Here is a 25,865-nt window from a genome sequence, read left to right as displayed (position 1 = left end):
ATTTAAAAACGACTTTAAATCTTTAGACGAGAAATTTTAAACGCCAAATTGTCCCAGATGATGATTCAGGTGTTTGGCAAACATATTATTCCATTCCTGCGCTTTGAGTTTTCCGAAGGAGAAAGATTCCTTTCCATCAAAAGCCGATGCTCCTAATTGCTGGGTTTTCTGGATAAAGCCGATCAGTCTTTTCTTTTCTTCCTCGAAATTCTTTCTTTCTGTAATAATAAACTGTGGTGCGGTAGGACTGTTTTTCGGATAAGATTTCTCTCCGGTAACTTTAGGTTTTAAAAATGTTTTCAGGATAAATTTGGCAATGCTTCCGGGCTTTTTATGTTTCTCGGGTTCATAAACCATTTCATACGATACGGAGCAGTGCGCCAGCATCTGATCAACGGTCATTTTTCCCCACTCCGGTTGTGTCTCCGGGGTAAGCTTGTTGATTCTGTCAATATAATTCTGAGCTACTTTGGCATCAAAAACGTTTTCCATAGTTTAGTAAAATGTTAAAAAACAAATATATCAGTTTTTCAGATTATTTTTTAAACCATTTATAAAAAAGAATATTACCGTTTATTTGATTTATAAAAAATACCCTTGAAAATCAGGGTTTCAAGGGTATTTTAGGTTAGCGAAAAATTTATTTGAAATTATTCCGAAATCTGCACTTCAGTTCCTTTAGTATGCGCATTCATTTGCGGCGCATAATAATTCTGAATGGTTGTAATTCCGTTTGAGAATTTTCCTGAAGCATTGGCCAAATAATCATATTCAAACACATATTTTCCTTTCGGCAGATACTGAATGTAAAAATTCGTGGACGCATCTTTGGTTGACTGGTAATATCCCAGACTATTTTTCCATTGGTAACCAGATAATACATCTACAGGCTCAAATCCTGCCGCTCTCATGTCTTTGATATGGATAAATTCCATCGGACGATCCGTATTCAGAACCATTCTTACGGTTACTTTATCTCCAACTTTTAATGGAGTTTCCGGAGAGATCTTCTGTAATTCTTCACCGTTCACTGTTTTTATTTTTCTGTAAAGTTCTTTGGTTACGGAAATGTAATTTTCAGAGGATTTTATTTTATCCAGATCTTCGTAGTGCTGCCAGAACAATCCACCCTGCACAATTCCCGGACCAGGTTTTGAAACAGTAACCTGAGCAAGATTTTTATTCAAAATATCTGATTTTACAGTTGATTTTACATATCCTGTGGCCTGAGTTTCAGGTTTTAATTCTTTTCCGCCCCAAACAATTTTTGCTTTATCGCTTTCCGCAGAGGTCCAGGATTTTCCGGAATTCAAGATGGTAAAGATAACTTCTGCCGTTCCTCTTGAACTGCCCCACGAATTAACTTCTTTTTGGGTAATCAGCCAGATTTTCATCTCTTCAATGAATTTCTGATCATTGGGCTGCAATCTGTTAAACGCTTCCAACGCGCCGGCCTGGTTTACCACTTTGGAACTAAACCATCCCCAACCGTCAAGATTCTGTTTCCAGTAAACTCCCTGGGTTTTGGTTTCTACAGAGGTTTCTTTTAAATATCTCATCAGCTTATCTGAAACATCTTTCAGCCCATAATCATTCATCAATAATGCCGCACGGTGAAGCCCGAAGAATGTGAAATCAGTAAGCTTTGCCGTTTTTGCTTTTTGCTTTACCAAAGATTTTAAAGTAGCTGCGTTACCCTTTAAAGGATATTCTTTCTCCCAATAATTTCTGGCATCCAGATAGTCGAGTGCCCAGTTGGTCCAAACCTCCTGCGTTTTTGCATCATAATAGGTATTGATCTCATAATCAACATAAGTAATTAGATTTTTCACCAGTTCTTTTTTGCGTTGCATTTTGATACTCTTTAGCCTGATCTTTTAACCATACATTGATTTTGCCTAAGTTTTTCAGGATGTACAATGATGTTGAGTAAGAACTCGGATATCCCTGATACCATGAGAAACCACCATCCGGATTCTGAAGTTTTTTGAGTTCCTCCCAATCCTGACTGATAGAATTTTTCATCGTATTGGCATCAAAAAGTAATGCGAGCTTTTGCATTTGTTCCTGTTCGTTATTACTTTCCAGCACCCATGGTGTCTCATCCAATAACAATTGTTTCAGTTCCTGATTTTTTTTCAAGATTTGAATTCAGTAAACCTTTATTCTGATACTCTTCAAATACGGTTTTCATCTTTGGATTGGCTTTAAAAATCTCTAACGCTAAAACATCGGCAAACCATTTGTTAAAGATTACATCCGCAGAATTATTGGGATCATTTTTAAGGCTCGGAAGAGCAAACATAATTTCCCAAATCGGATTGGTCGTCAGTTCCAGTGTATTGGAAATATTCGAAATCGTGTTTGAATTTGCATTTTTGAGATTTTCAAGTTCAAATGTTTTGGTTTCGCCTTCTTTTACAAAAACCGGAACCGCATCAGTTATGAGCATTCTGTTCGGCAGAATGGCAATCGCCTGTTGTTCACCATCAGAATATGAGCCCGCTTTAGCGATAACTTTGATGATGACGGAAGAAACATTTTCAGGAACTTTTAATTTCCAGGTTAATGCAGAATTTCCATTTTCGCCAATTTCAAAATTCTGAGGAGCAGCGCTTACTCCGAATTTTGAAGATATTTCTTCATTGGTAAACGCATCCAGAATCTGCAATATTGCTGAACCATTCAGCTTTTTATTCGTTAAATTCGAAAGTTTCGACTGTAAATTTAATTCATCCCCTTCTCTCAAAAATCTAGGATAATTCGGCGTTACGGAAAATTCTTTCTGCGTGATGACCTCTTTTTCCAACACCGCTGCTTTGGCATCTTTGGTGTGAGCAAGGAACATCAGTTTCCATTTGGTTAAGGCTTCAGGAGAAGTAAATTCAAAATTAACATTTCCTTCAGCATCGGTTTTCAGGTCAGGATAAAAGAATGCTGTTTCGTTAAGATTTTGGCGAACGGAAACTTTTTCTAAATCTTCTTTATCTAAGACTTTATCATCAGCAATAACTTCCGAAGCTGTAGCAGCAACTTCTCTCTTTTTAGCATAGCCACCAATCATTACAACTTCTTCAACATTTTGACTAATTGCACTGTCGGGCGGCGCAGGACTGGCAACTCCTCTAATATTAACTCCGGATGCTCTTCCCTGTAATACCATCAAACCATTTCTGTCGAACCAGTTAAACTGAGGAACTTCCACATAATTTCCGTTGAAGAATTTTATTCTCTGTTGATAATATTTCGTTAAAAGATTGTCTCTGAAATCATACATGGTCACCAAAGAATAAGGTCTGTACAATTTTTCCCATGTAAAACTATTGACCGCAAACTGATCCAGCGACATATCATACATATTGGCCAGCACCTCAGCATTGATTTTTTCTTTATCACTTCCTGAAACTTTCACCGACCATTTTTCTTTTACGTTAGGCTCAAGTTTGTCTCTGAAAGTTGTAGTCTCAATTTTTAACGGCTGTTCGGAGTCTTTAATTTTTAAATTTACCGTTGCCGTCTGAACATCATTGTACGCCACAACCTGGAATTGAATATTAACTGCCGATACAGCTTTATCTTTAGGAATATCAACAGCATATTCCAGTTTGCCGTTTTTAATTTTCTGAATATCGTAAACGGTTTTCCCGGAACCATCCTGAATATAGATGTTTACCAAAGCATTCGGAACCGCAGAGTACACATAAATTTTAGCTTTTTCTCCTCTTGAAAATTCTGTTTTTGGCTGTAAAGTGGTAAGGAATGTTTTCTGGTTGGCTTTCAGGCTATTTTTATCCCAAACACTGAAATACTGGGACGTTTTAATGGTATCTCTTCCTTCGATATTGTATAATTCAAGCTGGTAATCACCGGCATCCAATTTACCTAAATCAAGATCGGTTGTTGGAGTTTGGTTGCCAGTTGACGGTTGTTGTATTTTTTCAAAAACTAATGTTGATTTCCAATTCTCAGGCTCATCATTTTTATCATAAAGATCATGAGGGAATTTTCTGATAAATTCTTCTTTTGAAAATAACGGAAGATTCTGTACTGCATCTTTAAAATTACTCCTGAAAATCCTGTCCGGAGCCTGAAGTTTTGATAGCTTTACATGATAGGATTTTTTTAAATTCTGCTCATTATAATTCTTGGTTTCAACCTTTAATTTCACATTTTCGTCAGAAAAAACATCTTTTATTTCATCTGCTTTGATGTAATGAGATACTGAAGCGACTTTCAACTGCGTTTCTGCAGACTGTGTCTCACCATTAATATCGGTAACGGAAGCATTGATTTCATAATTATCAATCTGAATTCCTTCCAGCTGTTCATCTTTTTTTAGTTCCAGGCGGATGACAAATTCACCTTTTTCATTAGTCTTAGTTTCTCCAAGAATAGAATTCTCGTTATCATTCCCCTGTGGATACCACCAAAAATATCTCCAGCGAATATTACGTTTTTTAATTTCATAATTCACTTTCGTATTGTTTAAAGCAATTCCTGAAAAGGTTGTTGCCTTACCTTTCAGCTCAATAGTCTGGCCGTATTTATATTCGTCTTTTACAGGTTCGAAACTTACTTCAAACTTTGGTCTTTTATATTCTTCTACACTGAATCCTTTGAATACAGGCGTTTCACCATCGGTGCTCAAATAAAACTCACCATTCAGTTTGCCTTTAGGAAGTACAAAACTTCCATGATAGGAACCAAACTCATTGGTGGTAAAGTTTTGGGATGAGACTTCTTTACCATTGGCATCACCTAAAGTAATTTTTTGCTTTAATCCTGCGTCTACAGACTCTACATCTTTATTGATTTTTGTATTGATAACTTTAAAGTAAACAGTCTGCCCCGGTCTGTAAATAGCTCTGTCCGTAAAAATCTGAGTCTTTGTATGTAATTCATCATCAATATCAAATTCATCATTATAATTATTTCCATAGACTTGCATGATTTGAAAATCATTCGTTTTTGGCTGTTGAATCAGGAATGCTCTGTAATATTCTTTATTTGATGAAGAAGGAAATCTGAAAACTCCGTTGCCATCAGTTTTGCCGGTAGTCTTATTTAAAACAGAATTTCCGGAAAATTCATAAAACGCAAGACTTTCATTGGATATTGGCTCACCGTTTTCGCTGCTGACTAATTTCAGTTCGTTAGCAGAAAGATTTCCGTCAATTTTATTTTTATAAATGATTTTGTGATCAGACACAAAGAAATAAAAATTCTGATTTTTGTCGTTGGTTCCGTCATTTACTATATATTCTGCCACATAAATTCCTGATGGAAGCGGTTTTATTTCGAGAGAAGTTTTGTGTAACTGGTAATCTTTAGGATCAGAAAGCTGATACGTTTCTTTTTTTACGAGATCTTTTTTTACTTTCTCAAACATTTCAGGATAAGGATTTCTTGAATACTGTAAAAATGATTTAAGATCATCTGTTACTTTGTAAATATTCAGAGAAAAATTGCTTAGATTTTTATATTCGGCAACAAAATGAATAGCTTTATTGCTCTGTGTCTGCTGTTCATATTTTATGTTTAAAGAAATGAGTTTGATCTGCTCTTCCTTATTTTTAATATTTTCGATAAACGGCGATTGAGGATATTGGGATCTGGCTTTTGCGGCAATTTCGAGTGCTTCTTTCTCCTGCTTTTTGGCCAGTAATTCATTCATGATATCGTCCATGATGAGTACTTTATAATCACCTTTGGTATCAGAATTCAAAAGAGTATTGAGCTGCTGAAGTTTATCTTTACATTGATTGTAGTTACAGTTCTCCTGCAATTTCTGATGCATAAAATATAACTTGGAGTTACCATTGTTCTGTGCAATTAATTCATTGAAAATGTCATTAATCTGTTTATGGTTGTCTGCCAATTCGTTTTTAGTAAAAAGTCCGTTATTGGACAAGAAATCTACTTTTTTTGAGCGCATACCAGTCTGCCAGTGTCGGGAAAAAGGAAATTGACAGAATATTGGTAAACAGTGATTGATAAGGTACCAGCTCAATCTTCTTCATTTCAGTTTTCTGCTGATCAAGTTCTTTAAAGCTTTTGGTAATGTAATTTTTAAAATCCATTTTGCTCCAGGTTTCGATCTGCGTAATATCCTGAGAATTTATATTTGTCCTGCCATTGATTTTCCAACTGTTATGACTGTAATAATCGATAATAAAACCATTTATTAAAACTTTATAAATAATTTTTTTCGTCACCTTTCAACTGTTTTTCGATGTCCGACAGTTTGCTGAAAAACTTTGACACAGCATTATTCTGTTCATCTTCTCTCGTTTGGTTTACAATGGAGAATTCTGCTTTTAAGGAACGAATAAGTTGAAGGGTATTGTTATCTTTCATGGCGTGATTTTGGATATCCAGAATAGTAGGAAGATTGGATTTTAAGGTTCCTTTTTTGCTACTCTCTTCAATTTTTTTCCATTGTTCATCGTAATATTTCTGTGCATAGAACATCGTTGAACCCAACAACAGAAGGAAAAATATAAAACCCTTGGATAATCTTTTCATAAATGTTATTTTTGATCTAATGAATTTATTAAAAATACTGAAAAAAACCATTATAGACAGCCAATTGTATGTGTCTTTAATGGGAACTCTATTCGCAGTATTCTTTATGCAAGAGCAAAACACGTTCCGATGGCCTACTGTGGTATTTATTTTTATTACTTATTTTAGCGGGTATCTTTATACCAAATATCAGAACACCAGACATTTCCCTGTCATATTACTTATTAATGCCATCGCAGGAATTGTCTGTGCTTTTCTTATCATCCATAACCATAACAGCATCAGACTTTTGAAATGGCTCGTAATTGTCGTTTTGGGACTGCTCTACAACAGCTTTTTCCTGGATGTTTATATCCGTAAAATTCCTTTGTTAAAGATCTTTTATGTGGGACTTGTTTGGGCTTTGGTAAATTGCTGGCTGACATTGCCGGAATTCAGTATTCCTATATTTCTGATCAGTTTCTTTTTCATTACCGCATTGGTTCTGCCTTTTGACATCCGTGATATGAAAGTCGATACTGTAAAAACATTTCCGACGATTATCGGAGTTCAGAATACAAAATATATCGCTTATATATTGATTTTCCTAAGCAATATACTTGCTGCTCAGTATCTCGCATTTAATTATTCTCTATCGTTTTTTCTTTCAGGCATCATTACTTATATTTTAATTTATTTTTCTGAAAATGAAAGAGATGAGGTCTATTTTTCGTTTGGTGTGGAAACCTGCTCTGCACTTCCTTTTTTATTTTCAGTAATAATGAAGTATTTTTGACGAATGATTATCAAGAAACTTTCGCTGTATAATTTCAAGAACCATTCCGAGAAAAAATTTGAATTTTCCCCGCAGATTAACTGTTTTGTGGGAAACAACGGTGTGGGAAAAACCAATATTCTTGATGCCCTGCATTATCTTTCGGTCGGAAAAAGTTTTTTTGGGAAATACTGACCTCAACAATATTCGGCATGATGAAGATTTTTTCACGATCGATGCAGAAATCATGAATGAAGAAAGTGAAGACATCATTAAAATTTCACAGCCGAAAGAAGCGAAAAAAATCATTAAAAAGAACGATAAAAGCTACGACAGACTTGCAGATCACATCGGTTATCTTCCCAGTGTGATGATTTCTCCCTATGATTCTAATTTAATTTCAGATTCCGGAGAGAGCAGGAGAAAGTTTCTGGATGCCATGATTTCACAGACGGATTCGGAATATCTTTTTGATCTCATTCAGTACCAGAAAGTGGTTCAGCAAAGAAATGCTTTATTGAAATATTTTGCCAAAAACAGAGTTTGGGACAAAGATTCATTGGAAATTTATGATGATCCTATTACAAAATTAGGGACGAAAATATTTATTAAAAGAAGAGATTTCGTAGAAAAACTAAACCCGATTGTTCAGAGTTTTTACAAGATTATTTCCGGAGGAATGGAAAATGTCTCTGTCATTTACGAATCACATTTGTTGGAAAATTCTTTTGAAAATCTGCTGAAAGAAAGTATTGAACGTGACAGAATGCTTACTTATACTTCAAAAGGTATTCACAAAGATGATCTTCTTTTTGAGATGAATTCTGTTCTGATCAAAAAGGTTGGTTCTCAGGGACAGCAAAAATCTTTCCTTATTTCTCTAAAACTTGCGCAGATGAGCCTGGTAAAGGAATTAACAAAGAAAACACCGATTCTTCTTCTGGATGATATTTTCGACAAGCTTGATGACAACAGGGTTTCCCAGCTGATTGAGCTGGTAAATCAGGAAAATTTCGGACAGATTTTCATTACAGATACCCACAAGGAACGCACGGAAAGTGTTGTCAAAAAAATCAATGAAGAAAGTATTATTTTTGAATTATAATCCGTTCCTGAAAGTCAATAAAAATCTTAAAGTTAAGCTCTATTCATCATGAAAAGAAATAAAAAACGAGAATATCAGTCATCAGAGCTTGTGAAATCTTTTGCAAGAATTTATGGTTTTGAACATAAACTCATCGCCTTTGAAATCAAGGATTTTCTAGAAGAATATCTTGATGGAAGCCTTTTCTGTGAAATCAAGAGCGTGAATATTGAAGATCAGACAGTTATTATAAAAATTAATTCTCCTCTTTTAAAACACGATTTTCAGATGCGTAAAAGTTTCTATCTTAAAAAATTCAAAGATAAATTCGGGGCTGATAAATTTAATGATCTTCAGATTTTGTAGGAATCGTACTGTTCATAAGATCATCAGTCTTTTTGTCCAGACCGGATCGTAAAGGAATAAAAAACCTCAACGGATTCTTTAAAAAATATTTAAAAATTCCTTTATAAATTTCACTTACCTGTCCAAAATTCAGTTTTCTCGATCTGAAGGCCAAAAACATGGAAAGACTAAAACTCACGGCAAAGTTGAAAAATCCGATCAGAAAGACTGTAACCAGGGAAATACAGAACGTATAAGTATCGATTGAAAAATCTTTTCCATACAATCCTAAAGCGAAATTTCCAGCTGCGAAAGTGATGTGCCTGATATCAAGATCAAGCCCTAAAAATAAACCGACAGGAGCGGTTGCACCCAGAAAAACACCAAACCAGAAATTTGAAACAATTCCCGGCCAGTTTTTAGCATAATATTTTGAAAGCCCTTTCGCGAAATTTTTCCCAAAAAAGTCTTCTTATGGAGAGATTTTTAGATATTCTTTCAGGAATTTGATAAAACACGGAATTGTTTCCAATATTCCCTGAAATAATCCCTGAAATAAAAAGGTAAAAACCTGCAATACAAGCATGTAAAATAGCTTTAGACTTAAACGGATCAAGATCCATGAGTAATTTATCCGATCTTTCAACGGCAAGGTTTTGTGAAAAGAAAACATCCAGACCATAAATGATAATTAAAGCAATGGGAAAAGATAAAAGTACATTTCCTACAAACGCAATAAACTGACTTCTAAAGAGTTTTGAAACCAAATGCGCAAATTCTTTACTGTCGCTTTTAATATTTCCTTCTTCTGACAAAACTTTCGTCATCGTTGCGGCCGTCATAGCCGGTTGTTTTGTTGCCAGCGTAAAGCCCATCAGATAAATCATCACAAAGCCCATCGCATAATTCATGGAATATAAAAATGCATGCGAAAAATCACTTCCCGGTACATAACCATACAGCATTTTTAAAACACATAAAGCACCAACGATTATTCCACCACCACTGGCTTTATAGAACATCGTCATATATTCCTTACGCGTTGAGGTGATATAATGCGCACCGGTTTCTGCAGTATGATTGGTGATAAGATGTGAGATCAGCCTTGTGCTGTCATTAATCAGCTCTGAAATATTATTTCTGTGAGATTTATAGCTTAAAATATTAAATACCAATTGCTTGGAATTGATTAAAACATCTTTTTCTCCGTCAATAACTAAAAGCTGAACGGTTTCGTAAATTCTCTGAATCTGCTGACGGATCTTTAGTAAAGACTGGTTAATTTTTCCTGAAATTCCGTATTTTGAAGAGTTTTTAAATGAAATATTAACAAACTCAAGACATTGCTCGATATAAATTTTAATCTGCTTGTACCTGCTGTCTTTGGAATTCAGCTGAAGCTCGGGATTTTTTTCAAATTCTGCAGCAAGCTCTTCAAGCTCGTTCTGTAAAGCAAGGAAAGGATTGTCAAAATTACGGTACTGGGGAGCCATCCTTACAACCTCAACTTCCATGGCGGAACCGGTAACACGCCATGAAAGGATATTCATGGAGAAAAGAAGCTCTTTTTTTACCTCAGGTCTTACAATAAAATCGGATATACCCAGAATAATAAAGAGCTCATCAATTTCATTTTCAGGGAGATTCTGGAGAAATTTAAGGTCTTTTTTCGGTGTAAAGCTCACATTATCGATCATATACCAGATCGTTTGCTCATTAACGACCGGAGGAAGTATCTTATTCAGAATACGCTTTTTCAACTCAGGAATAAATGCGTTTTCCGACAGAATATTTGCTTCCGTTACAGAAAGATTAAATGTTTTGTTGCTGAAAATATGATGAATATACTTTCTGAAGTTTTCAGAAATCTGAATATTACTTCTGAAAAAGTTAAGAACATCTGTGAAATCCGCATTTTTAATACTCTCCAGAAATTCCGCAAAGGGTTCCAGAGAATGCGTCTGATTCTTAAAAGAAAAATATTTCTTAAGAACAGACTCAAAATTTGTGCTGGAATTAAAGAGTTTCATTAGTACAAAGATACTATTTCAAACTCACATTCCTCATTTGTCTCATGATCCAATTGTGTTTCTTTCTTAAATATGCCGATGGATTTTTAGGATCATACTTTTTAGGATTGGGTAAAACGGCTGCAATCCATGCTGCTTCAGACACCGTAAGATCTTTTGAAGGCTTTCCGAAATAATATTGAGCCGCAGCCTCAATTCCGAAAACACCTTGTCCCATTTCGATAGAATTGAGGTATCTTTCAAGAATAATATCTTTGCTCCATACTTTTTCAATGATGAACGTGTAGACTGCTTCAAGACCTTTTCTGATCCAGCTTCGTCCCTGCCAAAGGAAAATATTTTTTGCGGTTTGTTGTGAAATGGTACTTCCGCCTCTCAGTTTTTTACCTTTTTCATTGTTTTTCATGGCTTTTTCGATAGCCTTATAATCAAAGCCGTCGTGCATGAAGAACTTCTGATCTTCTGAAGCAATTACGGCTTTCTTTACATTATTCCCCATCTCATCATAAGAAATGTAATCTCTGTGCAGTTTTCCGTATTCAAAAAAACCTCCGATCTGTGTGATGGTTATGGGCGGATTAAAAAATCTACCCCAAACGATAAATAATACATTCAGAATGAGAATGATAAATATAATGCGTTTAATTGTTTTCCACATAATGTATAAAAAAAGAAATCCAAAAATAAGCAAATAGTCTGAGTTATTGCAACTCTTTCATATAGGTAAGCTGATAATCAGGTAAAAGTTCCGGATGGAAAATTTTAATATAATCCTTTAAAACAAGATCAGATCTTACTACTCCGCTTTCAAAAAAGTCATTGGCTTTGGCTTTTTCTTTTCCGGTAATAACATACATCTTTCCTTTATTAAAAACACTTAATTTACTGTAAACAGGATTCATTCCCAGCATTTCTTTTTTTGACGTATGGTTTCCGGCATTGACCCAGTACTGAACCTGATCTGCCTTTGCAAAAACTTCCTCAAAGCTCATGGTAACTGCTTTTTCATCTGTATTATTTTTTAAGATATAGTTTGCGTTGGCATCATTAATAAAGTTGGCTACAGCTGTTTTTCCTCCGGGAAGATACCAGACATCGCCGTACATTTCGTTGGCTAAGACCGTTGGGCGGACTTTTGCTTTTAAAGCAACCTGCTTTAGCTGCTTATAGTTTTTTTCGATCTCATCATATTGAGTTACTGCCTCTTTTTCTTTTCCGAAAAGTTTTCCGAAAAGCTTGATGTAAGCCGTTTTTTCCAACGGTTTCTGCTCCATGTATTCGTCCAGGAAAACGACCTGAATTCCGTTGTCTTTTAATAGTTTATAGGTATTGTCAAAACTTGCGATGTGATTGGTAAAAATGGCATCCGGTTGTAAAGAAAGGATTTTTTTCGACATCGTATTTCTGCTCATTCCCTACATTCTGAATTTTTCCTTCTTTTAATAAATTCTGAATTTTATCGGAATAAATATATTCGGGACTTGCAACGCCGATAACCAGATCTTCAACCCCGAGTGCCGATATATATCCCGCCATACTTGCATTCAGCAGGATAATTCTTTTAAAAGGAAGCTGATTTTGTTTAAAATCATAACTAAAATTTCCTGATTGAATGTGAACATTTCCATTTTCTTCCTTGTATTGTACAAGATTTGATATGGAAACAGATTCTGCAGGTATTTTTTTTTGTTCTCTTTTACAAGCCGTTAGCGTCAAAAATGCGATTAATAATAAAATTCTTGGTTTCATCTTTCAAAGAAAGTAAAAAAGTGCTATATTTGCAAACCATTTAACAATGGCCTCGTGGCGCAACTGAATAGCGCATCTGATTACGGCTCAGAAGGTTACAGGTTTGAATCCTGTCGAGGTCACAAATATACAAAGGCGCCACTTATAATTAAGTGGCGCTATTTTTTTATAGTTTAATCATTGGAGTTTTTTTTGTAAATTCTAAAAGACTTATGATGAGGATCAGTTCTAACTATATTACAATTTGATCAACATATTACGGAAATTAGCAGGGAGTAATAAATTTTGCTAATTTTGGAGAAATTTATTTAGAAATCAATGAAAAAAAATATCATAGCCGGCTTTGCGGCGATCATGTTGCTGGCATCTTGTAAGAACGATAAGAAAATCCTGGATTCGCTTGCAGATTACAACAACTCAATGGAGCAGAAAGGATATCATTTCGGAGATAAACTTGCTTTGCCAAGTGAAGTGACTGACGATGCAGAAAGTATCTCTATCAGTTTCGGAGACAAAGAAACATCCGATTTAACGATAAATCCGAAATTTTTCACCTTAGGTGACAATCCGGTTACTTTCAATATCAAAACAAAGGGTGGCGAAACACTTACTCAGGACGCTACCATCAATGTTTTTGCCAAAAATCCGGAAAAAAAGATCTCTTACGAAATTGTAGCAGAATACCCTCATGATCCTAAAAACTTTGTTCAGGGTTTTCAGATTGAAGGAAATACGATTTATGAAAGTGACGGACAAAACGGATCTTCGCAAATCTTAAAATATACATTAGGGACCACTACGCCATTGGCTTCAACCAAGCAGCCGCAGGAAGATTTTTCTGAAGGAAGCACGATTGTCGGAGATAAAGTCTATCAACTTACATGGCAGAGTAAAAAAGGATATATTTATGATAAAAGTTCATTGAAATTATTATCTGAATTTGCCTATCCGAATGTTTTGGGAGAAGGTTGGGGACTTACGTATGACGGTAAAAACCTTATTGCATCAGATGGAAGCAAGCTTCTGTATTTCCTGGATCCTGCTAATCCTTCTAAACTGGTAAGATATATTGCTGTTGCGGGAAGTTCTCAGGCTTACGATCAGCTGAACGAACTTGAATACCACAACGGATTTATCTACGCAAATGTTTGGCAGAAACCGATCATTTTAAAAATTAATCCTGAAAACGGAGAGGTAGTAGGAACATTTGATTTTACAGATATTGCAAAACAAAATACCAAAGGAAGTGATGACGTACTAAACGGAATTGCTTTTAAAGGAGAAAATATGCTGGTTACCGGAAAAAACTGGCCAAAGATTTATGAAGTTGCTATTCAATAGTTATATTTTAAATACAAAATAAAATAGTAAATTGGTAGCGTTCCTTTTGGGACGCTACTTCAGTAGAATAATTTGAGAGTATTATATTTGATATTTATGTTTGCTTTCTGTTCGCTGTATGCACAGAAATCTCTTCCTTTAGACACTTTGAAACTCAAGGAAGCTAAAGATATGCTTGCAGACGACTATGGAAATCTCTATATCTACAAAAACAAAGATTTTAGCCTTACCAAATATGATTCTCTGGGAAAGCAGATCGGTAAAATGATGCTTGCGGTTCCATATAAAGTGCAGACTGTACAGAATCCGCTGAGTGTTCCACTTTTTTCGGAAAATGCTCAGGAGCTGAAATTTTTTGATCAGAATATGAATGAGATTCAGCGGGTGGATTTTAAGCAGAAATTTGGTTTTATCAAAATGGCTTATGCGGAGGATCTTCAGCAGCTGTGGTTGCTGGACGAGAGTACCAAAAGGCTTATTCAGTACAATTTCAGAAATGAAACAATTATTAATTCTTATCCTTTTGATGCAAGTTTTGATGATCTTATGGATCTTCTGGTGTATGAAAATAAAATCTATATTCTCACGAGAAACAATATAAGAGTATATACTTTTAAGTTTGAAAAAATATTTGAGGCGACCGTTGAAAACGGAAAACGGTTCAGAAGGGAAAATGAATTTATTTTAGTGATTACTCCAAACTCTATTTTAAAATACATTCCGGAAAAAGAAATGGTTAAAATTTTTCAGGATCCTGATGCGCAGATTGTGGATAAAAATACGCTTTCTTATTTTGAAATCAAGGCCAACAAACTTTATCTTTACAGCCTTGAAAAAAATAAGGAAACCGAGCCGCAGACTGAACCGGATTTACAGCCAAAAGCTCAGGAGAAAGAGATAAAACAATCAGAAGAGAAAATTGCAGAACCTGACAGCCAGGAAGAAAAACTGGAGAAAAAAACTCAGGAAATAGAAGATAAAAATCCTGGGGAAAGCTCTCTGCAAAAGCTGATCGAGGAAATTTCCACGCTGGAGTCTGCAGGGGATTAGTCGGATAAATCATTTAACATAAGGATAAAATATGCATATTGCAGTTACAGGAAATATTGGAGCAGGAAAAACAACTTTAACGACTATGCTTTCAAAGCATTACGGATGGGATGCGCAGTTTGAAGATGTTGATCACAATCCTTATCTCGAAGATTTTTATGCAGATATGAGCAAATGGAGCTTTGCGCTGCAGATTTACTTTTTAGGAAGCAGATTCCGGCAGGTAAAAGAGATCCGGGATAGTGGTAAAAATATTATTCAGGATCGAACGATCTATGAGGATGCCCACATTTTTGCAGAAAACCTTAACGATATGAACCTGCTTTCGGACAGGGATTTTAAAAACTATGATTCAGTTTTCAATTTGATGAAATCTTTTGTTTCTGCACCTGATTTATTAATTTACCTTAAATCTGATGTTCCGAATCTGGTAAAAAAAATCTATAAACGAGGAAGAGAATACGAAGCATCAATCAGTATTGAATATCTTTCTAAACTGAATCAGAAGTACGAAAAATGGATATCCAATTACACCGAGGGAAAATTATTGATTATAGAGGTTGATGATCTTGATTTTGTAGAAAAGCCGGAAGATTTCGGATTCATCCTTGAAAAGATCGAAGCGGAACTTTATGGATTGTTTTAACAAAGATTTAGTATAAATTAATATGTTTTCATTCTGTTTCTTTCTAAATTTGTTGAGTATTAAATACATTTAAAAATGTTAGTGAAAGTTTTACATAACGGAAATTGCTCAAAATCCAACGCGGTTTTGGAGTACCTTGATGAAAATGGTGTTCCGTTTGAAATCATTAATATTATTGAAGAGCCATTAAGTCCTCTGGAAATTAAAACTGTTTTAAAAAAATTGAATCAGAGTGTGTTTGATATCATCAGGAAGAACGAAAAATTATATCTTGAAAAGTTTGCAGACAAAAACCTGTCGGAGGAAGAATGGATTAATATCTTAGCAGAAAATCCATCACTGATTCAAAGGCCTATTTTAATTAAAGGTTCTGTAGCAATGATTGGGAGGCCTGTAGAAAATGTTAAGTATTTTATCGAGAAATAAATAAAAACATATTAAGAATGTAAACAGAAAGTCAGCAATTACGCTGACTTTTTTTCTTATAATAGAATTACGCCTTCTATTTTTGCGACTTCTTTATAAATTTTTACCACCTGATCGGCGTCCAAAACAAATGCATTAATGTTACATGCTGTATATTTTCCGTTTTTGCTTTCTCTGTTGCCTAGTGTAAATTTAATTCCGTCAAAAACTCTGTAAATCTCTGTTAATTTTGCCTGATCCGTCGGAATGATAAATTTAAATAAATAATCTTCCGGAAAATCGTGATGATCTTCCAGTTTTGTCTTTAATGAGTTGTAAAAATCCTCAGGACTTGCATGTTGATTTCCTTGTAAAATATCCATTTACCAATTTTAATTATATATAAATTTAGCGAAATTTTTTCTATTTTCCAAGTGGTCCGAGAAGTGACTTAGAGTTCTGGATTTCATAATCTTCAATAATATTGAACATTCCGTTTACCAGCTGTTCTGAAGCTAATTGGCTTAAACCACCTGCATTTACCGTACTTTTATTGCCTCCAAGAAGACTTCCCAAAAGATTACTTCCGGATAAAGCGGTATTAATGCTTCTCACAATACCGTATTGGTTCAGCTGTTCCTCAACTTTAGGAGTGATCGCTGCAATAAGCTGCTGTGATGTTTTTTCTTTAAGAATGAGGGTGGCAGTCCCTTTTTCTCCCTGAATAATTCTTGTGACATCCTGCGCATTCAGGCTGTTTACGGCACTTACAAGAATTGGTTTTGAAATGTTGACGGTATATACAGCGGCATCTGCAATATATGCTCTTTCTTTTTCAACCAGTGAAGGAGCCACTTTTTCAAGCATAGAATTGATTTCTCTCAATTGCTTCGGAAGGGCTTTATCTACCATATTATTTTGTAGAAAGGCTTCTCTGTTGCTGTAGATGTTTACCCCTTTATCAATCCCGCTTAAAAGAAACCTTTTAATAATTGAAAGACCTAAGTCTGATGTTGCAAGAGTAGTGCAAGATTGAACTGCTGTATTAATAATAGCTCCTGTACCCATAATAAGAACAGCAGCAATGATGTATTTTTTCATTGTTGACGATTAAATATTATACATTTTCAAATAATGAACCAAATTTAACTACAATTATTGTTTTAACAAATTTTATAGTAGTTAATGATAAGACTATTTAACAAATCAACTCAAAATATTTAGTAAAAGAAATAAATGTTAATGATGTTACTAAATTTTTTTTGTTAATTTATCTCAATTATTAACTTAAAATAAATCGATTTATTCTAAATTTTAGATATTATTTTCAAATGTAAAGCAATATTGTTGTTTTAAAGAAAATTTACATTTTAACAGAAAAATAAAAACATTAAGTAAAATTAACATTGTTCAAGATATTTTTATAATTTTGACTAATGTCTTTTTATGAGAATAAGGTTTTATTCACATGATAAGCAGTAAAAAGACGTTTGTCTTTTTGTTAAATATGATTGTACGAATAAAATTTAACTATATGAAACAAAGTGATTTAAAGTATTCATGTCTCATTGCTGTTTTATACTTTGGTATGAATGTCAATGCACAGACCACTCCAGGAGATACTGTTGCTAAGGAACAGAAAATTGAGGAGGTGGTGATGATTGGGTATGGTAAACAGAAGAAAATAGATCTGACAAGTTCAGTTGCTACAGTTAAGGCAGCGGACATTGTTAAGACACCATCTGGTCAAGCAACACAAGCGTTACAGGGAAAAGTTGCGGGTGTTCAGATTATTTCGAACGGCTCCCCAGGTGAGGCTCCTAAAATTAACATTAGAGGTGTGCATTCTATTAATGGAAATAATCAGCCGCTATATGTTGTGGATGGTCTTTTTGTAGATAATATTGAATTTTTAAATCCTAATGATATTCAGGATTTTACTATTCTTAAAGATGCTTCTGCATCTGCAATTTATGGAGTGTTGGCTGCAAATGGAGTTGTTGTAATAACTACTAAAGGAGGGAGTTATAACAGAAAAGCAAAGTTGACTTATGATACTTATTACGGTTATCAATATGCGAATAATGTAATCAAAATGGCAAATACTGAGCAATATACAAATTTTGCTCTAGAATCAGGATCTCAATTTGAAATAGATGCTATTGGAGCTTCTATTCAGCGGTTTGGAAGAAGCAGAACTAATCCAAATCTTCCTAATGTTAATACAGATTGGTATAAAGAAGCGTTAAGAATTGCTCCAATTCAAAGTCATAGTCTTTCGGTTGATGGTGGTTCTGAAAAAATAGCATATTCATTAGGGGGTAACTTTTTCTCACAGCAGGGTATTCTTGATATGAAAAATAGTTACCAAAGATTTAATGTTAGGGCGAAAGTTGATGCTAAAGCAACGAATTGGTTGACGGTTGGAACGGTTATAAATTATACACGCGGTGAAAAATATGATGATGAAGGATCAGCTTGGCAACAAATTTATTATGCTGTTCCCGTCATGCCTGTTTATGATCAATTATTTACTGATGCTACCGTAAAACCTTATGCAGACGCTCAAGTTCTTGGATATAGAGGGCATGATAACCCATTTGCTTTGATGGACAATGTTGATAAATTAGGAGTGCAAAAATCTTTAAATTTTAATGCTTATGCCGAGATCAATTTACTTCCTAAAGAGCTAACATTTAAGACAACGCTATCTTATAATAACAGAAATATTAGTGAGCGTTTAATGGAGTTGCCATATTATGTGAATAATATAGGAAATGGCTTTCAAAGAACCTTAGACCAATCTTCAATAACAAGAAATAATGCAACTTATGAAGATTATATTTGGGATAATACCCTTACATGGAATAAAACAATCGGAAAGCATGATATCACATTGTTAGCAGGTACTTCTTATGCTGATCAATCTTACAAGTTTCTTAGTATGAAAGGCTTTTTCTTCAATGGTAGCTTGTTTTCAAGAGATAATGAAAGTACTTGGTATATTAATAATGCTTCCCCAGATGGAAGAATAACTTCAGAAGGTCAGCCATACCGTTTCTATAGAACTTCTTATTTTGGGCGATTGTCTTATAAATTTATGGACAGGTATATAGCATATGCAACACTAAGAAATGAAGGTTCTAACAAATTTCCCAATCAGAAAACAATTAATCTTCCTGCATTGGGCTTAGGATGGGTAATTTCTGAAGAATCATTTCTGAAAAATGTAAGCTGGATTAATCTCTTAAAATTCCGTGCAGGATGGGGGAGATTGGCTAATGATGCTGTTAATGCAAATAGAGCTAATACACCTTTTGCTGTTAATACCGTTTTTGCTGATACTTATGTGGCTGCATATCAATTTACAACTTATAAGGATGATGTAAGAAGGGAATTTACGGAAGAAACTAATATTGGCCTGTCTTCAGAATTTTTGCGTAGAAGATTAACTGTTGAAGCGGATTACTTTATAAAGGATACTAAAAATATGGTTATCCCAGTTCAACCAATAATAGGAAGCGAAGTAAGCTATAAAAATGTTGGTACAATGCGAAATAAAGGATACGAAATATCTGCGGGATGGAGAGATAAAATCGGTGAAAATTGGGGATATAGTATCAATGGGAATTTCAGTCATATTAAAAATGAAATCACTGATTTAAATGGTCAAGCTTTTATTGCTAGAGGCTCTGGTGATTTTCCACAACGGTTAGTTGTTGGGCAGCCTATAGATGTTTTTTACGGATATGATGTTATTGGAGTGTATCAGAACCAAGCTGAAGTTAATGCGGATCCAACAGCTGTTTATGCAAATGCTAATCAAGGGGCAGGAACTGTAAAACCTGGATATTTCAAGTATAGGGATATTAATGGTGATGGAAAAATAGATTCCGATGACAGAATGTATTTGGGATCACCTGTTCCAACTTATTATTATGGAGGATCAATTGCAGTAAATTACAAGAATTGGGATATTTCTGTAGCATTTTACGGACAGGGCGGAAATAAGATATTAAATAGAAACAGAGCCGAGGTTATAAGAACTACAGGAAGAAATATTGATGCAAATTTTGCGATCAATCGTTGGCATGGGGAAGGAACTACAAATGATTATGTTTCTTCAGAAGGTTACCGCCAAAGCTGGAACAATCAGAAATTGTCCAAATTCTGGTTGCAGGATGGAGATTTTTTTAGAGTACAAAATATACAGATAGGTTATACTTTAAAAGCAAATGGTATTCCTGAAATGAGATTTACTTTAACAGCTGATAGACCTTATATGTGGACAAAAAGTAAAAATTTAATGAATCCTGAAGTTGCAAATGATGGGGTTAATTTAGATGTTTACCCAACTCCATCTGTTATATCTATGGGTTATAGCATAAAATTCTAAAATTAAAATTTATCAAAATGAAAAGATTTAAATATATAAAAATAGCGTTACTTGGTAGTGTTCTGGTGTTATCTAGTTGTGATAATAAATTAGATGAGCCTATGGAATTAGATGCCGGAAACAGTTACGATTATTCTAGTGTGGAAGGAGCAAAAGGTGCTGTGATGGGAGCGTATGCAACGCTTTCAGGACAAAAATTGAATAATAACGGAGGCTATGATGATACTGGATTAGGGTGGGAGCAGATTCCTTTAATTTCTGTGAGAGGTGATGATGTTAATGCTGGTGGAAAAGGAGATCAGGCACCTTTTACTGATACAGACAAGTATTCTTATGATCGTAGTTACTGGATGTATAATTCTTTATGGGAAATCTGGTATCAAAGAATAGTACAGGTTACAGCACAAATGGATCAGTTAGAAAAATTTAGAACAGGTGGTGTAAATTCTCAATTAATCGATCAATATATTGCAGAATGTAAAACCCTTAGGGCTTTCTATACTTTAGAAATTTCAAGAGTTTGGGGCAAGGTAATTGTAATGGAAGTGCTAGATCAAAGTAAACTTACTTTAAAGTCTAAAGATGATGTTATGTCTTGGATCTCTTCTCAAATGGATCAAGCCATACCAAATCTACCAGACATGAGACCTAACCAGCGTACAGATATTAGAGGAGGGGTTACAAAATATACGGCTTTGGCAATTAAAGCAATGGCTAACTTGGAATTGAAAAATTATCAAGGAGTTGCTGATGCTACTGGTGCGATAATTAACTCAGGCAAGTTTACACTTTATAGCGATTATTATGAATTATTTAAAACACCAGGTAAATTGGCTGATGAGAATTTATTGGAAATTCAATATTCAGACTTTGGGGTAGGAACAGGTAACAACGTGAAGCATCTTTGGGATTTTTATGGACCAACCAGCTGGACTCCTTCCATAACAGGAGCAGGAGCGGGTTGGGGATTTTATGAACCAAGTTTGAAGTATATAAAATTTATGCTTAATAGGAATGAACAAAGAAGGCTTGTAACAAATGTTTTATTCACACCAGATGGTATTTCTAAAATTAAAGAAGATCCAAATTTTACGACACTTCCTACATGGGTTTCCAATATAACTCCTGACAATGATCAAATTAATAATTCTGCAAGAGCTCTATTCTTTAGTGGAAAGCATTATTTGCCAACTAATCAGTTAATACCGGGAAGGCTTAGTTATGGAAGTAATAAAAATTATATTATTACTCGGTATGCAGAGGTATTGTTAATGTATGCAGAAGCCGTTGCTAGGGGGGGCTAACCCAACAGCAGGATCTGCTGTGAATGCTGTTAATATTGTTAGAAATAGAGCAGGATTAAGTAGCTTATCTTCAGTCACTGCCGATCAGGTAATGGATGAAAAGTTTGCAGAATTAGGAATGGAGTGGGGAATCCGTTATTTTGATATGGTAAGATTAGGTAATACTGCTGCATTAAGTTATGACGGTAGAAACTTTACAATGGATAAACAATTTTTGCCATATCCATTAGCTCAAATTGAAAAAATAAATGCTTTAGATAAGTAATAACTTTTATTCTTGTTACAATGAAAAAAATATAATAAAATTAACTATTTCGGTGGTTTGTCTTATAACCTTTTCCACTGCTTGTTCAGATGGATATATAGATGATATTAGCGAGGTGGCGCAAGGAAATGATATTACAGCACCTACGGTGCAAATAGTCAGCCCAACTGGTAATCTTTTTATTCCATCGTCTGCTTCAGGCGCTAATGTCAAATTTCAGTATAAAGTAGTTGATGATATTGAAATAGGAAGTGTTGATGTATATTTAGATGGTGTTAAAATCGAAAGCAAAAATTCTTTCCTTGACTATAGAATTTACAATGGAACTTATTCTTATAACAATCTTTCAACGGGGTCACATACAATTAAAGTTGATGCTAAAGATAAAACGGGGAAGGCTACATCCCAATCCTTCACCTTCACTGTAGATAAATACACTAAGAAAAGCCCTTATGAAACATTATATATGCCTTTTTCTGGAGGAAATGTTTTTACAGATGTTATAAGTACTAATAATCCCACTGTAATAGGAAGTCCAAATACAGTTTCTAATGGATACTCGGGTTCGGCATATGGAGGCTCTGGTAATTCTTATTTAACTTTTCCTTTATCTGGCTTATATAGTGTTGATGGAGTAAGCTTTACCTTTTGGTATAAATTGAATTCATCGCCCGATCGTGCAGGAATTATTACAATAAATGATGATGCTGACAATTCAAATGAAAATAGGAAGAAAGGTTTTAGATTATTCAGAGAGGGAAATACTACATCTCAGACTATTAAGCTTAATTTAGGTATAGGGGGTGATGAATCTTGGAACGACGGAGGTGCACTGACTGTTAATAACCAATGGGTTCATATAGCTGTTACTATTTCAAAGACTGAATCTAAAATTTATTTTGATGGTGTATTGGTTCGAACTGCACCATATAATACACCATTTGATTTTTCATCTAGTAGTAATATAGTAATTGGCTCCGGAGCTCCTTCATTTTCATATTGGGGACATAATTCTGATTTAAGTTTAATAGATGAGATAAGAGTGTACAATAAAGCACTTGACCAGAATGAAGTAACTGCAAGTAAATCGTATTAAATTACTTTTAATTTACAAGATAAATGAACACTTTATGGCTATATTTGTCATAAAGTGTTTTTCTTAATAATATGAATAAAAAAATTTTTTTAAAATACTTTGGATTCTGTTTTATTGTGATATTTAGTGGAAATAGTTGTTCTAATTCCACAGAGTCTCTTGGTGAAACATATAATCCAAATCCCGCAAACAACTATACCGACCCCCAATTAATCGAGATGCTCCAAAAAGACGCGTTAAAATACTTTTGGGACTATGCAGAAACTAATTCCAAACTCGCGAGAGAAAGATATCATACAGATAATCCGGGACAAGATGCCAATGTTGTTACGACTGGGGGATCTGGTTTCGGACTAATGACTATTCTTGTAGGAATTAAAAATGGATATATTTCCAGAGCTGAAGCAGTTTCAAGACTTAGTACTTCACTTAATTTCTTACAGAACGCAAACCGGTTTCACGGAGCTTGGCCACATTGGATAAACGGGTCAACAGGACAGGTTATTCCATTTAGTACAATGGATGATGGAGGAGATCTGGTGGAAACCGCGTTTTTAGCGCAGGGATTAATTTGTGTGAGAGAATTCTTTAAAAACTCTTCTGATAATTCAGAACTGACACTTTCACAGAAAGCGGATACGTTATGGAAAGGAATTGAATGGAATTGGTACACTCAGGGACAAAATGTATTATATTGGCATTGGTCTCCCAATTACAATTTCCAGATGAATCTGCAACTAAAAGGTTTCGACGAAACATTAATTACTTATGTAATGGCAGCTGCTTCACCCAATTACGCTATTGAAAAACCCGTTTATCAGCAAGGTTGGGCCAGAAGTGGAAGCATAAAAAATACAGGATCACAATATGGAATTCCTTTAGTAGTTAATCATAACGGAGCAAACGGTACTGTCGGCCCAATGTTTTGGTCTCATTATTCATTTTTAGGCTTGGACCCAAGAGGTTTATCAGATGAATATGTAAATTATGGTGATGCAACAACAAACCATGCAAAAATAATGTATCAGTATTGTGTAACAAATCCAAAAGGATGGCAGGGATATAATTCCAAAAGTTGGGGGCTTACAGCAAGTTATTCCAGAAATGCTGATGGCTCAACAGGATATGCAGCGCATCAGCCGAATAACGACCTGGGCGTTATTTCTCCTACAGCAGCTTTGTCAAGTATGCCTTATACTCCTACGGAAAGTATGAGTATGCTTAGATTTTTGTATAACGAAAACTATAATAAATATATAGGAGTTGCAGGCCCTTATGATGCGTATTCTGTTCACTATAATTGGGTTACATCTAGATATCTGGCAATAGATCAGGGAACAATTGCACCAATGGTTGAAAATTATAAAAGCCAGTTTTTATGGCAGTTATTTATGAATGCTCCTGATGTGAAGCAAGGGTTAATTAAATTAGGTTTCCACTCTACACAATACGGATTTTAAAAAAAATATAAAAATATTAATATGAAGAGGATTATAATGTCAATCACTTTAATATCATTACTCACAGTCTCTTGCAAAAATTCACAGGTTTCCCAAAAAGAGCCTTTGACAGTGCAGACGGTGAAAAATGATATTACTGATCAGCAACTAATGGACAAAGTACAGAAAGATGCCCTGAAATACTTCTGGGATTACGCTGAGCCTCATTCTTTACTTGGAAGAGAACGCTACCATGAGGATAATATCTATCCTGATAATGACAAACATGTTGTTACAACAGGTGGTTCCGGATTTGGTCTTGCAACTGTTCTGGTAGGAGTTGAAAGAGGTTTTGTACCCAGAAAAGAAGCGGTGAAGCGTTTGACTACGATGATGGATTTCCTGGCTAAAGCAGACCGTCACAAAGGAGCCTGGTCTCACTGGATTAATGGAGAAACAGGCAAAACAGTTCCTTTCGGGAAAAAAGATAATGGCGGAGATTTAGTGGAAACGGCATTTTTGACTTCAGGGATTTTAATGGTTCGTGAATATTTTAAAAACGGAAATGCTGAAGAAAAAGCGTTAGCCAAAAAGTGTGACGAACTTTGGAAAGGCATCCAATGGAACTGGTACACAAAAGGCGGTGAGAAAGTATTGTATTGGCATTGGTCACCGGACTACCAATGGGAAATGAATTTTCCATTGGAGGGATACAACGAATGCCTGATAACTTATATTTTAGCGGCATCTTCACCAACTTATCCAATCGATGCTGAAACATATTATAAAGGCTGGACAAGAAATGGAAGCTATCTTTCCGACAAAACAAAATACAATCTTCCGTTATATGTTAAACACAACGGTGCGGAAGAATATGGAGGTCCTTTATTCTGGGCGCATTATTCGTACATCGGTCTTGATCCTACAAATCTTTCAGATAAATTAATCAAGAATTATTTTGATTTAAATAAAAATCAGGTGCTTGTTGATTATAAATATTGTGTTGAAAATCCCAAAAATTGGAAAGGTTATGGACCAAACTATTGGGGATTAACAGCAAGTTATTCAAGAAACAGCGACGGAAGTGTTGGTTATGATGCCCATTTTCCGCAAAATGACAGAGGAGTCATTACACCTACAGCAGCTTTGAGCAGTTTTCCGTACACGCCTAAAGAATCCATGGATTTTTTTACGCTTTCTGTATACACAGAAGCCGGAATTTATAGGATCTGCAGGCCCTTATGATGCCAATTCGATTAATTATGATAATTGGACAACACCAAGATACCTTGCCATAGATCAGGGAACAATTGCCCCGATGATCGAAAATTACAGAACCGGATTTTTATGGAAGTTATTTATGAATGCGCCTGAAATTCAACAAGGATTAAAGAAGCTGAGTTTCCAATCTCCAAAGTATGGAATAAAATAATCTG

22 protein-coding genes, 1 tRNA gene and 3 pseudogenes are annotated in these 25,865 nt (G+C 34.9%); 14 read left to right on the top strand and 12 right to left on the bottom strand.

Translation table 11 applies throughout. The annotated features are described in order from the left end of the window. Nucleotides 1-36 precede the first annotated feature (36 nt). The 6 genes from AAHI02_RS05000 to AAHI02_RS04975 all read right to left on the bottom strand — a co-directional run bounded on the left by AAHI02_RS05000 (nucleotide 37) and on the right by AAHI02_RS04975 (nucleotide 6,525). The gene (locus AAHI02_RS05000; protein ID WP_346985710.1) at nucleotides 37-492 is read right to left on the bottom strand and encodes a DinB family protein; all 456 of its coding nucleotides are present in this window, start codon (nucleotides 490-492) and stop codon (nucleotides 37-39) included. 158 nt (nucleotides 493-650) lie between these two features. Then, nucleotides 651-1,832, bottom strand: coding sequence for a hypothetical protein (locus AAHI02_RS04995; protein ID WP_346985709.1), 1,182 nt, complete (start codon nucleotides 1,830-1,832; stop codon nucleotides 651-653). After that, nucleotides 1,807-2,142, bottom strand: coding sequence for a hypothetical protein (locus AAHI02_RS04990; RefSeq protein WP_346985708.1), 336 nt, complete (start codon nucleotides 2,140-2,142; stop codon nucleotides 1,807-1,809). Before AAHI02_RS04990 ends, AAHI02_RS04995 begins: the two co-directional genes overlap by 26 nt. After that, entirely contained in the window at nucleotides 2,102-5,911 is a 3,810-nt protein-coding gene (locus tag AAHI02_RS04985; protein ID WP_346985707.1) for an alpha-2-macroglobulin family protein, read from the bottom strand. Before AAHI02_RS04985 ends, AAHI02_RS04990 begins: the two co-directional genes overlap by 41 nt. Then, nucleotides 5,901-6,215 (bottom strand): hypothetical protein, encoded by a 315-nt coding sequence (locus tag AAHI02_RS04980; RefSeq protein ID WP_346985706.1) that lies wholly within the window; start codon nucleotides 6,213-6,215, stop codon nucleotides 5,901-5,903. Before AAHI02_RS04980 ends, AAHI02_RS04985 begins: the two co-directional genes overlap by 11 nt. Beyond that, on the bottom strand, nucleotides 6,193-6,525 hold the full coding sequence (locus AAHI02_RS04975) for a hypothetical protein (protein ID WP_346985705.1): 333 nt from the start codon (nucleotides 6,523-6,525) through the stop codon (nucleotides 6,193-6,195). The genes AAHI02_RS04980 and AAHI02_RS04975 overlap by 23 nt, the downstream gene beginning before the upstream one ends. 19 nt (nucleotides 6,526-6,544) lie before the next feature. Here AAHI02_RS04975 and AAHI02_RS04970 point away from each other — a divergent pair, with 19 nt between their 5' ends. The 3 genes and pseudogenes from AAHI02_RS04970 to AAHI02_RS04960 all read left to right on the top strand — a co-directional run bounded on the left by AAHI02_RS04970 (nucleotide 6,545) and on the right by AAHI02_RS04960 (nucleotide 8,729). Further along, complete coding sequence (locus tag AAHI02_RS04970; RefSeq protein WP_346985704.1) at nucleotides 6,545-7,300, top strand: hypothetical protein; 756 nt, start codon at nucleotides 6,545-6,547, stop codon at nucleotides 7,298-7,300. 3 nt (nucleotides 7,301-7,303) lie between these two features. Then, a pseudogene (locus AAHI02_RS04965) lies at nucleotides 7,304-8,384 on the top strand (DNA replication/repair protein RecF). Between the two features lie 48 nt (nucleotides 8,385-8,432). Further along, complete coding sequence (locus AAHI02_RS04960; protein ID WP_346985703.1) at nucleotides 8,433-8,729, top strand: hypothetical protein; 297 nt, start codon at nucleotides 8,433-8,435, stop codon at nucleotides 8,727-8,729. Here AAHI02_RS04960 and AAHI02_RS04955 read toward each other — a convergent pair. The 4 genes and pseudogenes from AAHI02_RS04955 to AAHI02_RS04940 form a co-directional block, all read right to left on the bottom strand. Continuing rightward, nucleotides 8,707-10,738: pseudogene (locus AAHI02_RS04955) on the bottom strand (recombinase). The gene AAHI02_RS04960 and the pseudogene AAHI02_RS04955 overlap by 23 nt on opposite strands. Before the next feature lie 13 nt (nucleotides 10,739-10,751). Further along, nucleotides 10,752-11,396: a monofunctional biosynthetic peptidoglycan transglycosylase gene (mtgA, locus tag AAHI02_RS04950; RefSeq protein WP_346985702.1), complete on the bottom strand. Its 645-nt coding sequence runs from the start codon at nucleotides 11,394-11,396 to the stop codon at nucleotides 10,752-10,754. 43 nt (nucleotides 11,397-11,439) lie between these two features. Continuing rightward, on the bottom strand, nucleotides 11,440-12,150 hold the full coding sequence (locus AAHI02_RS04945) for an ABC transporter substrate-binding protein (RefSeq protein ID WP_346985701.1): 711 nt from the start codon (nucleotides 12,148-12,150) through the stop codon (nucleotides 11,440-11,442). Continuing rightward, complete coding sequence (locus AAHI02_RS04940) at nucleotides 12,071-12,487, bottom strand: hypothetical protein (protein WP_346985700.1); 417 nt, start codon at nucleotides 12,485-12,487, stop codon at nucleotides 12,071-12,073. Before AAHI02_RS04940 ends, AAHI02_RS04945 begins: the two co-directional genes overlap by 80 nt. 48 nt (nucleotides 12,488-12,535) lie before the next feature. On the opposite strand from AAHI02_RS04940, the gene AAHI02_RS04935 reads away from it, so the two are divergent. From AAHI02_RS04935 to AAHI02_RS04915, 5 genes are all read left to right on the top strand, one after another. After that, nucleotides 12,536-12,609, top strand: a tRNA-Arg gene (locus tag AAHI02_RS04935). A gap of 196 nt (nucleotides 12,610-12,805) precedes the next feature. After that, on the top strand, nucleotides 12,806-13,828 hold the full coding sequence (locus AAHI02_RS04930) for a glutaminyl-peptide cyclotransferase (RefSeq protein ID WP_346985699.1): 1,023 nt from the start codon (nucleotides 12,806-12,808) through the stop codon (nucleotides 13,826-13,828). A gap of 96 nt (nucleotides 13,829-13,924) precedes the next feature. Continuing rightward, nucleotides 13,925-14,878, top strand: coding sequence for a hypothetical protein (locus tag AAHI02_RS04925; protein ID WP_346985698.1), 954 nt, complete (start codon nucleotides 13,925-13,927; stop codon nucleotides 14,876-14,878). Between the two features lie 31 nt (nucleotides 14,879-14,909). Next, nucleotides 14,910-15,524 carry a deoxynucleoside kinase gene (locus AAHI02_RS04920; RefSeq protein WP_346985697.1) on the top strand — a complete coding sequence of 205 codons (615 nt, stop codon included), beginning with the start codon at nucleotides 14,910-14,912 and terminating at the stop codon, nucleotides 15,522-15,524. A gap of 75 nt (nucleotides 15,525-15,599) precedes the next feature. Further along, nucleotides 15,600-15,950, top strand: a complete 351-nt coding sequence (locus tag AAHI02_RS04915; protein WP_346985696.1) for an ArsC/Spx/MgsR family protein — start codon at nucleotides 15,600-15,602, stop codon at nucleotides 15,948-15,950. A gap of 56 nt (nucleotides 15,951-16,006) precedes the next feature. On the opposite strand, the gene AAHI02_RS04910 is transcribed toward AAHI02_RS04915, so the two are convergent. Then, the gene (locus AAHI02_RS04910) at nucleotides 16,007-16,312 is read right to left on the bottom strand and encodes a DUF493 family protein (RefSeq protein WP_042721409.1); all 306 of its coding nucleotides are present in this window, start codon (nucleotides 16,310-16,312) and stop codon (nucleotides 16,007-16,009) included. A 40-nt stretch (nucleotides 16,313-16,352) separates the two neighbouring features. After that, complete coding sequence (locus tag AAHI02_RS04905; RefSeq protein WP_346985695.1) at nucleotides 16,353-17,030, bottom strand: DUF4197 family protein; 678 nt, start codon at nucleotides 17,028-17,030, stop codon at nucleotides 16,353-16,355. A 433-nt stretch (nucleotides 17,031-17,463) separates the two neighbouring features. Here AAHI02_RS04905 and AAHI02_RS04900 point away from each other — a divergent pair, with 433 nt between their 5' ends. The 6 genes and pseudogenes from AAHI02_RS04900 (at nucleotide 17,464) to AAHI02_RS04875 (ending at nucleotide 25,861) form a co-directional block, all read left to right on the top strand. Beyond that, nucleotides 17,464-20,325, top strand: a complete 2,862-nt coding sequence (locus AAHI02_RS04900) for a SusC/RagA family TonB-linked outer membrane protein (protein ID WP_346985694.1) — start codon at nucleotides 17,464-17,466, stop codon at nucleotides 20,323-20,325. 17 nt (nucleotides 20,326-20,342) lie between these two features. Next, nucleotides 20,343-21,629 (top strand): RagB/SusD family nutrient uptake outer membrane protein, encoded by a 1,287-nt coding sequence (locus tag AAHI02_RS04895; RefSeq protein WP_346985693.1) that lies wholly within the window; start codon nucleotides 20,343-20,345, stop codon nucleotides 21,627-21,629. Then, a complete protein-coding gene (locus AAHI02_RS04890; RefSeq protein ID WP_346985692.1) occupies nucleotides 21,601-21,894 on the top strand; it encodes a RagB/SusD family nutrient uptake outer membrane protein in 294 nt (97 codons plus the stop codon). The genes AAHI02_RS04895 and AAHI02_RS04890 overlap by 29 nt, the downstream gene beginning before the upstream one ends. A gap of 52 nt (nucleotides 21,895-21,946) precedes the next feature. Next, nucleotides 21,947-22,990, top strand: coding sequence for a LamG-like jellyroll fold domain-containing protein (locus AAHI02_RS04885; RefSeq protein WP_346985691.1), 1,044 nt, complete (start codon nucleotides 21,947-21,949; stop codon nucleotides 22,988-22,990). Between the two features lie 71 nt (nucleotides 22,991-23,061). Further along, nucleotides 23,062-24,450, top strand: coding sequence for a glucoamylase family protein (locus AAHI02_RS04880; RefSeq protein ID WP_346985690.1), 1,389 nt, complete (start codon nucleotides 23,062-23,064; stop codon nucleotides 24,448-24,450). Between the two features lie 21 nt (nucleotides 24,451-24,471). Then, a pseudogene (locus AAHI02_RS04875) lies at nucleotides 24,472-25,861 on the top strand (glucoamylase family protein). The last annotated feature ends 4 nt before the right edge of the window (nucleotides 25,862-25,865 follow it).

The sequence above is a fragment of the Chryseobacterium sp. POE27 genome, assembly GCF_039727685.1.
In the GTDB taxonomy this organism is placed as follows: Bacteria; Bacteroidota; Bacteroidia; order Flavobacteriales; family Weeksellaceae; genus Chryseobacterium.
Note: the sequence above shows the minus strand (reverse complement) of the source record. Positions and strands in the feature narration are given on the sequence as shown.